Annotated in this window: 10 protein-coding genes; 8 read left to right on the top strand and 2 right to left on the bottom strand. The window is 76.0% G+C overall.

The genetic code is table 11. The features are described from left to right. Positions 1-33: 33 nt before the first annotated feature. Positions 34-3,258, top strand: coding sequence for a glycosyltransferase (locus SGUI_RS05255; RefSeq protein ID WP_066637181.1), 3,225 nt, complete (start codon positions 34-36; stop codon positions 3,256-3,258). Beyond that, positions 3,255-4,931, top strand: a complete 1,677-nt coding sequence (locus SGUI_RS05250) for a DUF5719 family protein (RefSeq protein ID WP_066637178.1) — start codon at positions 3,255-3,257, stop codon at positions 4,929-4,931. The genes SGUI_RS05255 and SGUI_RS05250 overlap by 4 nt, the downstream gene beginning before the upstream one ends. A 9-nt stretch (positions 4,932-4,940) precedes the next feature. Here SGUI_RS05250 and SGUI_RS05245 read toward each other — a convergent pair whose 3' ends face one another. Beyond that, positions 4,941-5,327, bottom strand: coding sequence for a metallopeptidase family protein (locus SGUI_RS05245; protein WP_066637172.1), 387 nt, complete (start codon positions 5,325-5,327; stop codon positions 4,941-4,943). An 83-nt stretch (positions 5,328-5,410) separates the two neighbouring features. Here SGUI_RS05245 and SGUI_RS05240 point away from each other — a divergent pair, with 83 nt between their 5' ends. The 6 genes from SGUI_RS05240 to SGUI_RS05215 are packed head-to-tail and all read left to right on the top strand — an operon-like array spanning position 5,411 to position 10,916. Next, positions 5,411-5,779, top strand: a complete 369-nt coding sequence (locus tag SGUI_RS05240; protein ID WP_066642838.1) for a DUF3499 domain-containing protein — start codon at positions 5,411-5,413, stop codon at positions 5,777-5,779. Positions 5,780-5,787: 8 nt separating this feature from the next. Then, positions 5,788-7,203, top strand: coding sequence for a phosphohexomutase domain-containing protein (locus SGUI_RS05235; RefSeq protein ID WP_066637169.1), 1,416 nt, complete (start codon positions 5,788-5,790; stop codon positions 7,201-7,203). Positions 7,204-7,206: 3 nt separating this feature from the next. Further along, positions 7,207-7,422 (top strand): Trm112 family protein, encoded by a 216-nt coding sequence (locus SGUI_RS05230; protein WP_066637166.1) that lies wholly within the window; start codon positions 7,207-7,209, stop codon positions 7,420-7,422. A 20-nt stretch (positions 7,423-7,442) separates the two neighbouring features. Beyond that, positions 7,443-8,738, top strand: a complete 1,296-nt coding sequence (locus SGUI_RS05225) for an SIS domain-containing protein (RefSeq protein ID WP_066637163.1) — start codon at positions 7,443-7,445, stop codon at positions 8,736-8,738. Between the two features lie 5 nt (positions 8,739-8,743). Next, positions 8,744-9,682: a tryptophan 2,3-dioxygenase gene (locus SGUI_RS05220; RefSeq protein ID WP_066637161.1), complete on the top strand. Its 939-nt coding sequence runs from the start codon at positions 8,744-8,746 to the stop codon at positions 9,680-9,682. Continuing rightward, positions 9,675-10,916, top strand: coding sequence for a kynureninase (locus tag SGUI_RS05215; RefSeq protein WP_066637160.1), 1,242 nt, complete (start codon positions 9,675-9,677; stop codon positions 10,914-10,916). Before SGUI_RS05220 ends, SGUI_RS05215 begins: the two co-directional genes overlap by 8 nt. 21 nt (positions 10,917-10,937) lie before the next feature. Here SGUI_RS05215 and SGUI_RS05210 read toward each other — a convergent pair whose 3' ends face one another. After that, entirely contained in the window at positions 10,938-12,797 is a 1,860-nt protein-coding gene (locus SGUI_RS05210; RefSeq protein WP_066637159.1) for an HNH endonuclease signature motif containing protein, read from the bottom strand. Positions 12,798-12,907: the final 110 nt, after the last annotated feature.

The following is a 12,907-nucleotide window of genomic DNA, read 5'->3' as shown; positions in this document are numbered from 1 at the left end:
AGCGGCGGTCGGGCCCGCGTCGACGACGTCTCGGTGGTGCTCCTGCCGGTGGAGCTGCCGGCGGAGGAACTGTCGGCGGCCGAGGGCGAGGATGACCTCGACGCGGCGCTGAGCACCGAGCTCGCGCAGGCGCTGCGGGCCGTGGCGGCGGGGCGACGCCGACCGCAGCGGGCGCTGCTGCTCCACCCCGACCCCTCAGGGCGGTCCGCCCACCTGCTGGGCGACCTGGCCCACGAGCTGGGCCTGCCGCTCCTGGTCCGCGAGCTCCCCCGACCGGACCGGGTCGCCGCCGTCCGCACCGCGCTGGAGACCCTGCCGGACGGCCCCGGGCACTGGATCTGGTTCCTCGCCGCCGACGCCCGGCCCGAGACCGGTGCCCTGACCGCCCTCACCACCGCCGCCCGGCGCAGCAGCCGGGTCGGGCTGGTGGGGCCCAAGCTGGTCCGGGCCGACCAGCCCCGCCTGCTGCGCTCCCTGGGGCACCACCTCACGCCGGCCGGTCGCGTCGTCGACCCCACCCGGGCCGCCCTGGTCGACCAGGGCCAGCTCGACCTGCGGCAGGACGTCCTGGGGGTGCCACTGAGCGGCTCCCTCGTCGCGTCGTCCGTGCTGGAGCAGGTGGGTGGGATCGACCCGGCCTTCGCGCAGGACGGCGTCGACGGCCTGGACCTGGGGTGGCGCGCCCACCTGGCCGGGCAGCGCGTCGTCGTGGCCCCGGACGCCGTCGTGCGCCAGGGGGAGGCCGGCCTCGGTGTCGTCGACCCGCTGCTGACCCGGGTCCGGGTGCGCCAGCTGGCGCTGGCCCGGGGCTCGGCCTGGGCGGCTCCCTGGCGGGCGCTGGGGGTCCTCGTCACGAGCCTGGCCGCGGCGCTGGTGCTGCTGCTCGTCAAGCGCCCTGCCGACGCCGCGGGGGAGTGGGCCGACGTGCGGGCGGTGCTGCGCCCCGGGCGCGGGTGGTCCGCCCGGCGGCGCTTCCGGCGCCGCCGGACCGTGGCACCGCGGGACCTGGAGGGTCTGCACGAGCCGAGGGGGACGGGCTGGCGGGCCACCCTGGACACGGTCGGTGACGCCCTCGACCCGCGCCAGCGGCGATCCGGCTCCGCGGCGGGGTCGCGGACCGGCGCCCTGCGCAGCGGTCCGGTGTCGGACGACTTCGACGACCTGTCCGGTGGCGGCCGTCGACCGGGCCGGTGGAGCTGGCCGCTGGCGCTCGCCCTCCTGCTCGCGGCGGCCGCGACCCTCTGGACCGGGCGCGGCGTCCTCGCCGGCCTGGACCCGGCGGGGACGGGGCTGACCGGGGGGCAGCTCGGGACGGCCACGACGGACGCCGCCGGCCTCTGGTCCTCGACGGTCGACGCGTGGCGGGGCGGCGGTCTCGGGCACGACGACCCGCCCCCGGCCTGGTTGCCGCAGGCCGCGGCCCTGTCCTGGCTCGTCGGCCTGGCGCCCGGTGCCGGGCGGGGCGCCGCCGGGCCGGCCCTGGCCTGGCTGCTGGCCGCGGCCCCGGTCCTGAGCGTCCTCACGGCATACCTCGCGCTGCGGCGCAGCACCCTGCGACGCTGGCTGCGGGCAGCGCTCGCGCTCGGCTGGGCCCTCGCCCCGTCCCTCACCGTCGCGGTCGCGCAGGGCAGGGTCGGCCCGGCGGTGGTGCACGTCCTCGCCCCGCTGCTCGTGGCCGGTCTCCTCGTCGTCAGCGACCGGGGGCCAGGGGTGCGCCGCGCGGCCGCGGCCTTCGGCAGCGTGCTCGGGCTCGCGATCGCGGCGCAGTGGGTACCCCTCGTGCTCGTGCCGGGCACCCTGGCCGGGCTCCTGGTCCTGGCCCTGGGGCGGGGAAGCGCCCGGTGGCGCGGGGCGGTCGTCGCGGTGCTGCCCTGGCTCCTGCTGCTCCCGTGGTGGCCGAGCCTGCTCGCCGGGCCGGTCCAGCTCCTCGGAGGGGCCGGCGCGACCTCGGCCTCACCCGCGCTGCCGGCCGACCCCTCGCCCTGGCAGCTCCTCCTGCTGCACCCGGGAGGGGTGGGCCCCGGGGGGCTCGACGGCCTCGTGCTGTGGCTCCAGGTCCCGGTCTGGCTCGCGGCGCTGGCCGCCCTGCTCCGTCCTGCGGACCGGGGGCGCCGCGCCGTCGTGGCCGTGACCGTCGCCGTCGTGGCCCTGACCCTGGCGCAGGTCGCGGTGCGCACCTCGCTGGGCGTGCTCCCCGAGGGCCACGCGGAGGCCGGGTCGCTGGTGACCGTGTGGCCCGGGACGCTGCTCTCGCTCGCGGGCGCCGGGCTGGTCCTGGCGGCCGCCGCGCTGGTCGACGAGCTGCTGGGGAGGCGCCGCCCGGTCCTGCGCCTGCCCGCCCGCGCCCTGGGTATGGGGGCCGCCGCTCTCGTCGTCGCGGCCCCGGTCGCGGTCGCCGCGGGCGCGGCGGTGGCCGGCCGCGTCGACCCCGGCCTGACCGTGGCCGCGGACCCGTTGCCGCCGGTCGCCTCCGAGCAGGCCCGCGGTCCCGCGGCGGTCCGGACCCTGCTGCTGGAGCCGGAGCAGGACGGGCTGCTGGTCGACCTGCAGGGGGCCGAGCCTGAGCCGACCCGCATCCTGCGCGACCGGACCGTCGACCTCGCCCGCGGCGTGCCGGAGCAGACGGTCGTCGAGCAAGCCGTCTCCGCCCTCGTGGGGGGCGCCTCGGCGGACCAGGCCCAGGGGGAGCTGCTCGACCTCGGCGTGGGCTACGTCCAGCTCGCGGCGGCGGACACCCACCCCGTGGTCGACGACCTCGACCGGGTCTCCGGCCTGACCCGGGTGTCCAGCCCGCAGGACACGGTCCTGTGGCGGATGGTCGAGGGCGACCCGGCCCGCACGCGCGTCGTCGAGGACGGCGTCATCGACGGCGCCGGCGACGGCGGCGGTGACGGCGACGGGGGCACGGTGGCCGTCCTCCCCGCGACCGGTCCGCACGGGCAGGCCCGCGGCACCGTCGAGGTGCCGGAGCCGGCCTCGTTACGCGTCGCCGAGGGGACCGGGTGGTCCGACGTCGCACGCGTCACCGTCGACGGCGAGGAGCTGGACCTCGAGGCGCCCGGGGCGATGTCGCTGCTGGCCGGTCGGCATACCGTCGAGGTGACGCTGCCCACGCCCGGTCTGCCCTGGCAGCTGGTCGCGCTCGCGCTCGCGGCGGTCACCGCCTTCCTCGCCCTGCCGGTGGGGCGCACCGACCCCGGCCCCAGCGTCCCGGCCGGCGACACCGACCAGGACCACGACACCGCGGAGGAAGCATGAGCGGGCAGCCCGACACCCCACGACCCGGCCGAGCGGCCTGGACGCGGCTGGGGGCCGGGGTCCTCGCGGTCGGCCTGCTGACCTGGGGGAGCCTGGAGGCCGGTGGCTGGGGCCCGGGGAGCGACGGCGGGGCGGAGGCGGCCGCGCGGTCGGCCGGCGGGCCGGGCGACGACGCGGGGTCCGCGACCCCCGACGCGCCCGTCCTGGTGGAGGAGGCCCGGCTCGGCTGCACCGGGGCGAGCGGGCTGCAGAGCACCGTGGCCTTCGAGCTGGCGCCCCAGCAGCTGCTCGGCGGCGAACCGGCGGAGTCACGCCCGGCATCCCTCGTCCCGGTGGGCGAGCGGGACGCGACGCCGCAGCTCGAGGGCGACGTCGAGGGCGGCCTGGTGTCGGTGGAGGAGACGGGGGCCGCGCTGCTGACGGGTACCGGGGAGGGTGCACCCGGCCTCGTGGGAGGGGTGCTGTCGGTCGGGACGGGGACCGACGAGGGCTCCCGGGGCGCGGCGCTCGTGGGCTGCGCCGCGCCGGCGGCGGAGCACTGGCTGCTGGGCGGCGACGCCGCCGCCGGGCGGACCGAACAGGTCGTGCTGACCAACCCGGGCGCGGACCCTGTCCAGGTCGACCTCGAGGTAAACGGGGCCGAGGGTCCTGTCGAGACCACGGGGGGCTCGGGGCTGGTCGTGCCCGCCGGCGGGCAGCTCGTCCGCGCGCTGGACGCCCTGGCTCCCGGCACGGCGGCACCGGCCGTCCGGGTCCACGCCGAGGGCGGCCCGGTCGTCGCGCACCTCGTCGACGCCTCCCGCGAGGGCACCACCGACCTCGGCCTCGACGTGACCGGCCCGAGCGCGCCGGCCGCCCGGGACCTCGTCATCCCCCCGCTGCCGGGGGCGGATGAGGGTGAGGAGGTCGTCCTGCGGCTGCTCGCGCCCGAGGCCGACGCCGTCGTCGAGCTCGGCGCGCTCACCGAGGACGGGGCGGCGACGCCGGGCATCCCGGCCGTCCGCCTCACCGCGGGCGCGACCACCGACGTGCCGCTCGAGGAGCTGCCGGACGGGGCGGTCGGGCTCCGGCTGCGCTCGGACCAGCCGGTCGCGGCGGCCCTGCAGATCCGCGTCGCCCCCTCCGGGGAGGAGCCGCTCGAGCAGACGGAGCAGCCCGGGGACGGGGCCGGCGCCACGGAGCAGCCCGGGGACGAGGCCGACGCCACGGAGGAGCCCGGGGACGAGGACGGCGCCACCGCGACCGCCGAGCCGGACGAGCAGGACCAGCCCCTCGTCCGCCCCGCGGGCGAGCTCGCCTGGCTCCCGGCGGTGGCCGCCAGCACCGACCCGGTCGGGATCGCCGTCCCCGAGACCGCAGCGGTGCCGGACGCCGAGCTGGTGCTGTCCGTCGGGGTGCTGGACGCGACGGAGGTGGAGGTCCTGCTGCGCGCCGCGGACGGCAGCACCCGGGGCGAGACGCTGGACCTGGACAACGACTCGACCTCGCTGCTCGCCGTGCCCGCGGACGTGCGGGGCATCTGGGTCCGCCCGGTGCAGCAGGGCGGGACCGGGGTCGTGGCGGCCGTGCACCTCACCGGGCGCGACGAGCTCGGTGCCTACCGGGCGGCGGCGGACCTGGCTCCCGTCCCGTGGTCCCGCGAGGTGACCCGGATCAGCGCCGTGGTGCCCTGACCGGGTGCGTCAGACCAGGTCCTCGGGGTCGCGGCCCAGCATCCGCGCCACCTGCTCCACGACGACCTCGGTGACGAGCTCACCCAGCTCCGCCTCGTCGGCGGCCCGGTGCAGCACCGGACGGCGGTAGACCACGAGGCGTGCGGGCATACCTGCCTCGGAGGGGAAGAGGCGGCCGAGCGCGACGTCGTGCTCCCAGGGCGCGGGGTCGGACGGCGGGACCTCCTCCACCGCGAGCTCCAGCCCGAGCGGCGTGCCCAGGCGGTGCTCCAGACCCTCGGCGGCGTCGAGGACCAGCTCGTCGAAACGGTCGCGCCGGGTGGTCATGACGGGCACGCGCGGCCAGGCGAGGGGGCCACGGACCCCCCGGTCCCGGCGGTCCCGACGCGTGCCCATGGCGCGACGATAGAGCACCCGGGCGCGCGCCCGGTCGGGGTGGCACCACGGGATCGTCGGGGCGGGCGCCTAGAGTGTCGGGCGTGACCCTGACTCGCCAGTGCTCGAAGACGGCGTGCGTCCGCCCCGCCACGTCGACGCTCACCTACGTCTACGCGGAGCAGACCGCCGTGCTGGGGCCGCTGGCGACGTATGCCGAACCGCACAGCTACGACCTGTGCGAGGAGCACGCGACCCGGCTCACCGCCCCGCGCGGCTGGGACGTGGTGCGGCTCGAGCTGCCCGAGGGGGAGCCGCGACCGCCCGTCGACGACCTCGCCGCGCTGGCCGACGCGGTCCGGGAGCACCGCGGCACCATCGTCCGGGTGGACTCCGCGCAGAGCCCGCACGAGGGCGCGACCGTGACCGAGATCGCCCGGCGCGGCCACCTGCGGGTGCTGCGCGACCGCTGAGCGCGAGCATGCGGCTGGCCGAGGTCGTCAAGGCCTACGACGTGCGTGGCCTCGTGCCGGAGCAGCTCGACGCGACGGTGGCGCGGGCCCTGGGCTCGGCCTTCGCGCAGGTGGTGGTGCGACCCGAGGGGCAGACCGGGATCGTGCTGGGCCGCGACATGCGCGAGTCCTCCCCGGAGCTGGCTGCGGCCTTCGCCGACGGCGTGCTCGCCCAGGGCGTCGACGTGACCGACATCGGGCTGTGCTCGACCGACGGGCTCTACCACGCGAGCGGCACCCGGTCCCTGCCCGGGGCGATGGTCACGGCCAGCCACAACGCGGCGGGCTACAACGGGATCAAGCTGTGCCGCGCGGGTGCCGCCCCGGTCGGGCACGACTCGGGTCTGGCCGAGGTCCGCGACCTGGCCCAGTGGCTCCTGGACCGCGGCGAGATGCACCGGCTCTCCGCACCGTCGCCGGGACGACGGCAGGAGACCGACCTGCTCCACGAGTACGCCGCCCACCTGCACTCCCTCGTCGACGTCTCCGGGATCCGGCCCCTGCACGTCGTCGTGGACGCGGGCAACGGGATGGCCGGGCACACCGTGCCCGTCGTGCTGGGCGTCGACGGGCTGCCGCTGCGGGTGGACCCGCTCCACTTCGAGCTGGACGGCACCTTCCCGCACCACGACGCGAACCCGTTGGACCCGGCCAACCAGCGCGAGCTGCAGGACGCCGTGCTCGCCCGCGGCGCCGACCTGGGCCTGGCCTTCGACGGCGACGCAGACCGCGTCTTCGTCGTGGACGAGCGCGGCCACCAGGTGCCCGCGGGTGCCCTCACCTGTCTGCTCGTCCCACGCCTCGTCGCCCGCGCCGTGGCCGCCGGGCAGGACCCGGCGGACGTGACGGTCGTCCACGGGTCGATCCTGCCGCGCGCGGTCGAGGAGGGGGTGGCCGCGAGCGGCGCCCGGCTGGTGACCTGCCGGGTGGGGCACACCTTCGTCAAGGCGGCGATGGCGCGGCACGGTGCGGTCTTCGGGGCCGAGCACTCGGGCCACTACTACTTCCGCGACTTCTGGTCCGCGGACAGCGGGCTGCTCGCCGTGCTCCACCTCCTGGCCACCGTGGGGGAGCAGGACCTGCCCGTCTCGCAGCTGCTGGGCGCGCTCGATCCCTATGCCGCCTCCGGGGAGATCAGCTCGGCGGTGCGGGACGTCGCCGCGGTCGCCGGGCGGGTCCGGCGCTGGGCGCTGGACCAGGGCGCCGTCGCCGACGACACGGATGGCATGCTCATGCGCTGGGCCGACGGCACCGGCGCGTTCTGGTGGTTCTCGCTGCGGGCCAGCAACACCGAGCCGCTGCTGCGGCTCACCGTCGAGGCGCTCGACGGTGCGACGATGGAGCAGGTCCGGGACGCCGTCCTGGCCCTGCTGGAGGAGGACTGAGGGATGGCTCGACCGGAGTTCGACCCGTGGGTGCGCGGCATCCTGCGCTGCCCGATAGGACGGCACGAGCTGATCGACGTGACCGACGAGCAGGGGGAGCCCGCCCTGCAGTGCGCCGAGGACTGCGAGGGGCCCGGGCGGCGCCGCCGCTACCCGTGGCGCGGGGGCATACCCGTCCTGCTCGCCGACGACGCCGTGGTCGTCACGGTCGCCGACTGAGGACACCAGGAGAGAGCGGTATGCCCTACATCGACGAAGCGCTCCTCGACGACCCGGAGGAGCTGCAGCGCAAGGACTCGCGGGACACCCTGCGCGCCCTGGCCAGCGCCGGGGCGCAGGTGCGGGAGGCCATGACGCTGGCCGAGGAGGCCGGCATCGACCGCCTCGCGAGCACCGACCGCCCGCGCTCGGTGCTCGTGGCGGCGATCGGGGGTTCCTCGATCGTGGCCGACGTGCTCGAGCTGCTCGCCGAGCCCGGGTCGCCGGTGCCGGTGCAGGCGCGCCGCAACCTCCCGCTGCCCGGCTGGGTCGGCCCGATGGACCTCGTCGTCGCCGTCTCGCTGTCCGGTCGCGCACCCGGGCCGCTCGCCGTCGCGGCCGAGGCCGCGCGGCGCGGGGCCATGCTCCTCACCGTCGGCGCCGACGACTCGCCGCTGGCGCAGGTGTGCCGCAGCGCGCGGGGCGTCCACGTCGGCGTGGGGGCCGGTGGGCGCACCAGCTCGCGCACGGCGCTGTGGACCCTGCTCGCCCCGGTCCTCCTCGGGGCGGACCGGCTGGGCCTGCTGGACGCACCGGTCGACGTCCTCCACGCGGTCGCGGAGCGGCTGGACCTGCGGGCCGAGCAGTTCCGGCCCTCCTCGGACGCCTTCGTCAACCCGGCGAAGATCCTCGCCGTCCAGCTCGCCGAGACGGTGCCGGTCGTGCTGGGTGACGGGCCGCTCGGCGGGGTCGCCGCGGCGCGGGCGGCCTCGATGCTGGCCCGGACCGCCCGCATCCCGGCGACCTTCGGCGAGCTGCCGGACGCCGCGAGCGGGATCGTCGCCTGCTTCGACGGCCCCTACACGGCGATCGGGGGGCGGCGCGCCGGGACCTACGACGACGCGCGCATCCGGCTGGGCGACATCGACACCTCCGGCTGGGAGCCGCACCACTTCGCCGAGCCCGAGGGCGAGCTCATGGAGCGGCCGCGGGGCCCGGAGTCCGGGCCGGGCCGCGGCGACGACATCTTCGCCGATCCCTACCTCGACGGGCCGGCGCCACCGCGGCTCGGCCTGCTCATGCTCCGCGACGCCGCGGTCTCCCCGGCGACGCCGGAGTCGGTGCAGGCGGAGGCGCTCACCGACGCCGTGCTCACCACGGCCCGGGAGGCCGGCGCCCGGGTCATGGAGGTGCAGGCCGAGGAGGGCGCACCGATCGTCCGGCTCGCCGACCACGTCGCCGCCCTGGACTTCGCGGCCACCTACCTGGCGATCGGGCTCGGGCTGGACCCCTCGGTGTCCCCGCACGTCGCGGACCTGCGCGACCGGACGCGGTGAGCGGGATGCCGAGCAGCGACGCCCGGTCCGGGGCCGACCTCGACCCGGTCACCCGGCATACCCGGTCCCGGCGCGACCTCGAGCAGGGCATCGAGCAGGACTTCGGGCAGAACCTGTCCTACGGGGCCTACCTCGACCTGCCGACGCTGCTCTCGGCGCAGCACCCCCGCGCGACGCCGCCGCAGCACGACGAGCTGCTCTTCATCATCCAGCACCAGACGACCGAGCTCTGGCTGCGCCTGGTCATCCACGAGCTGACCAGCGCGCGGGCGCTGCTCGCCGCCGACGACCACCGTCAGGCGCTCAAGCGGATCGCCCGGGTCAAACACATCCAGGCCTCGATGACCGAGCAGTGGTCGGTGCTGGCCACCCTCACCCCGAGCGAGTACGCGCAGTTCCGCGCCTTCCTCGCCACCGGGTCCGGGTTCCAGAGCTGGCAGTACCGCGCCGTGGAGTTCATGCTCGGCAACAAGAACGCGGGCATGCTGCCGGTCTTCGCCCACGACGAGGAACAGCACGCCGAGCTGGAGCGGCTGCTGCACGAGCCCAGCCTCTACGACGAGGTGCTCGCCTGGCTGGCCCGGCGCGGGCACCCCATCCCGCAGGAGGTGCTGGACCGCGACGTGTCGCAGCCCTACGAGGCGCACGAGGGTGTCGTCGCTGCGCTCAGCCGGATCTACGCCGACCCGCAGGAGCACTGGGCGGAGTACGAGACGGCCGAAGAGCTCGTGGACCTCGAGGACAACTTCCAGGTATGGCGCTTCCGTCACCTCAAGACCGTGGAGCGCATCATCGGGAGCAAGCGGGGCAGCGGTGGGTCCAGCGGCGTCCCGTTCCTGAGGCGCGCGCTGGAGCTGACCTTCTTCCCCGAGCTCTACGACGTGCGCTCGGCCATCCAGGACGTGACGCCGGAGGGCTACCACGGGGGCGACGGACGTGGCTGAGCAGTCCCCGTCGCGGGAGTCCGCGGCGGCGCTGGACGAGCAGGACGCGCTGGCGCCCTTCGCCGGGCGCTTCGAGCGCGCCGAGGGCGTCGTGGCCTACTTCGACGGCAACTCCCTGGGTCGTCCGGTGGCCGGGGCCGCGGAGGAGATGGCCTCCTTCGTCCGGCAGGAGTGGGGGACCCGGCTCGCCCGGTCCTGGGACGAGGGGTGGATGGGGTGGCCCGAGCAGGTCGGGGACCTGCTGGGGTCCGCCGCGCTCGGGGCGGCGCCGGGACAGACGGTCGTCGCCGACTCGACGACGGTCCTGCTCTACAAGGTCCTGCGGGCCCTGGTCGACCACCAGCTCCGGGTCGACCCCTCACGCACGGAGCTGGTGCTCGACACCGACAACTTCCCGACTGACCGCTACGTGGCCGAGGGGATCGCCGCCGAGCGCGGCCTCGTGCTGCGCTGGATCGAGGTGGACACCGCGACCGGGGTCCGCGAGGACCAGGTGCGAGCCGTCATGGGGGAGCGCACCGGCGTGGTCCTGCTCTCGCACGTGGCCTACCGCTCCGGGTTCGTCGCCGATGCCGAGGCCATCACGCGCGCGGTGCACGACGCCGGGGCGCTGGTGCTGTGGGACACGTGCCACAGCGCGGGGTCGGTCCCGGTGCACGCCGACGCCTGGGACTGGGACGCGGCGGTGGGCTGCGACTACAAGTACCTCAACGGCGGTCCCGGTGCGCCGGCGCACGCCTACCTCGCACGGCGGCACCATGACCTGCCCACCCTGCAGCAGCCGATCCAGGGGTGGATGGGGCGCCGGGACCCCTTCCTCATGGAGCAGGGCTACCAGCCGGCCGCGGGGGTCCGCGCGCTGGTCAGCGGCACCCCGCCGATCGTGGGGATGGTGCCGGTGCGGCTCGGCGTGCAGATGCTGGCTGAGGCAGGCATCGACGCGGTCCGGGAGAAGTCCCTGGCCCTCACCGACTTCGCCTGGTCGGTCGTCGAGACCTGGCCGCAGGAGCTGGGTGTGGTGGTCGCCAGCCCGCGCGAGCACGCGCGACGTGGGGGACACCTGACGCTGCGCCATCCGGCCTTCGAGGAGATCTACCCCGGGCTGTGGGACCGCGGGGTGATCCCCGACTTCCGGTCCCCGGACGGGCTCCGGCTCGGGCTGTCACCGCTCTCCACCACCTTCGTCGAGGTGTGGGACGGGCTCGCGGCGATCCTGGAGGAGTTGCAGCGCTGAGCGAGCCGCGCCCCCTGCTGCTCAGAAGGGTGGGGGTTCGTGGTCGCGGGGTCGGGGGTGCTGCTCCCGACGAGGTGTGCGTGGTGACTGGTGTGGGTCGGCGCGGCGTTCGTTCTTGGTGATGAACATCCAGCGGGACAGGGGTCCGCCGTGGTCTCCGGTGCCGGGGTGGTCGTCGTGGTCGGTGAGCAGGGCGTCGGGTCCGCGTTCGGAGAGGAGGGTGTAGAGGGCGCGGTTGAGCAGGTCGCGCTGGTCGTCGGGGTCCCGGTCCTCGTGGGGCTGAGGCTGCTGGTGGGCAGAGTCCTCCCCTTCGTTTCGGGTGGGTGGTGCGGGCGTCTGGTAGTGGCGGTAGTCGTGGGTGCGGGTGGTGGTGGTGTGGCCGAGCAGGGTGGTCCAGGTCAGGTCGCGCAGGTGGTTGATGGTGGCGGTGGCGATGCCGAGGGTCTTGAGCTGGTGGTGGCGTTTGTCGAGGGTGACCAGGTTGGTCTCGGTGGTGGTGCCGCCGGGGGCTTGGCCGGTGGTGGGGTCGGGTGGTCCGGTCCAGGGGGTGACGTGGTCGAGCTCGCAGCTGGTGGCGGGGTGGCCGGTGCCGGGGGCGCGGGAGTGGACGTCGGCGGCGTGGATCTGGGTGCGCATGGCGGCGTCGGGCCGGTAGGTGCTCTGGGTGCGTTCGATCAGGCGCCCGTCGGCGGGGTCGGTCAGCAGCCGGGACAGGGTGGTGCCCGGGGCCAGGGCGAGCTCGCGGGCGTGCCCGGGGGTCAGGTAGGCCGGGTACCCGACCAGGTGGCCCACCCCCCGGCCGGGGGGTTCACGATCTGCATCCCCGTGCCCGCCGTGCCGGTGCTGGGTGTGGGTGCAGGCGGGGGTTGCGGTGAGGGTGTCCCAGGGGATGATGACCTGCAGCTGGATCGCGGGCATCCCGGTCACGACGCGGGCGATGGCTTCCAGGTCCGGGGTCTGCAGGTCCCGCCACACCGCCTCGGCATCCCTGACATCTTCGTCCCTGGCCTGTGTGTCGCCGGTCGTGGTGTCCCCGGCCTGGGTGCTCCCGTCGCTGTCCCCGGTGTGGGGCAGGGGGAGGTGTCCGTGGATGAGCAGGGTGGCGGCGATGTCGGCGCGCAGCTGGTCCAGGGTGCGGGTGTCGCCGTGCTTGCGGAGGAGGCGGGCGGCGCGTTCGATACGGGTGTGGGCGGCGGCCATGGCGATCAGTGGTCCGGTGATGGACAGGGTGGCGGTGCCGTCCTCGCCGACGGTCATGGTGGCGCGGCGGGCCTGGTAGGCCGCGCGGCGGCGTTCTCTTTCTGCTTGGGCGTCGGTGCCCTCGGCGCGGGTGGCCTCCCGTTCCAGCGCGGCCTTGTAGTCGGCGGCGTGCCACGGTGTGCCGCGCAGGTCACCGCCGGGGGTGAGAAGCTCACGGGCGGCGGTCGCGGGATCGGTCCCGAAGAGGGCCTCGGCGACCAGGGCGCCCTGGTCGACCGGGAGCCGGGCGCAGCGGGCCCAGAAGTCGCGGACCATGGCCCAGGTCGCCTCCCCGGCGTCCAACGCGGCCAGGACCGGTCCGCGGATGGTGGCCGGTGCGCAGGCGATCCCGACCAGGTGCCGGGTCTCCCCGACGCCCATGCCGAGGGTGGCCTCGATCTCGGCGCACGCGGCCCGTTTGGCCTCGGCGCGCCACATCTTGCGGCGCGTCTTGGAGAGCTCGTCGACGCTGGTGAAGCCCTTGTCCGCGAGCAGCACCGCCCCGGTCGTGGCGACCACCACCCGGGCGGCCTCGATCAGCCTGGCCTCCAGGCCACCCCGGGCGGTCGCGATCACCCCCAACGCCCCCAGCACCGCCACCTGCGGACCCTCCCGTCCCGGCTCGACCACCGTGACCGCCATGACACCCACCTCCCCCGAGGACCCTGCGACACCCACCACCGTAGTGGGCTGGTACGACCAGCATACTCGAACATGTGTACGAATGCAAGGGGTTGTTCTGATGTTTTCTG

The organism is Serinicoccus hydrothermalis, from assembly GCF_001685415.1.
Classification (GTDB): Bacteria; Actinomycetota; Actinomycetes; order Actinomycetales; family Dermatophilaceae; genus Ornithinicoccus; species Ornithinicoccus hydrothermalis.
The sequence above is the reverse complement of the archived record's forward strand: the minus strand, read 5'-3'. Positions and strand labels throughout refer to the sequence as shown.

Excerpts from the sequence above, each read along its gene's own strand:
- SGUI_RS05250 (WP_066637178.1), top strand. The coding sequence starts at position 3,255 with ATGAGCGGGCAGCCCGACACCCCACGACCCGGCCGAGCGGCCTGGACG.
- SGUI_RS05245 (WP_066637172.1), bottom strand. The coding sequence starts at position 5,327 with ATGGGCACGCGTCGGGACCGCCGGGACCGGGGGGTCCGTGGCCCCCTC.
- SGUI_RS05235 (WP_066637169.1), top strand. The coding sequence starts at position 5,788 with ATGCGGCTGGCCGAGGTCGTCAAGGCCTACGACGTGCGTGGCCTCGTG.
- SGUI_RS05230 (WP_066637166.1), top strand. The coding sequence starts at position 7,207 with ATGGCTCGACCGGAGTTCGACCCGTGGGTGCGCGGCATCCTGCGCTGC.
- SGUI_RS05225 (WP_066637163.1), top strand. The coding sequence starts at position 7,443 with ATGCCCTACATCGACGAAGCGCTCCTCGACGACCCGGAGGAGCTGCAG.
- SGUI_RS05220 (WP_066637161.1), top strand. The coding sequence starts at position 8,744 with ATGCCGAGCAGCGACGCCCGGTCCGGGGCCGACCTCGACCCGGTCACC.
- SGUI_RS05210 (WP_066637159.1), bottom strand. The coding sequence starts at position 12,797 with ATGGCGGTCACGGTGGTCGAGCCGGGACGGGAGGGTCCGCAGGTGGCG.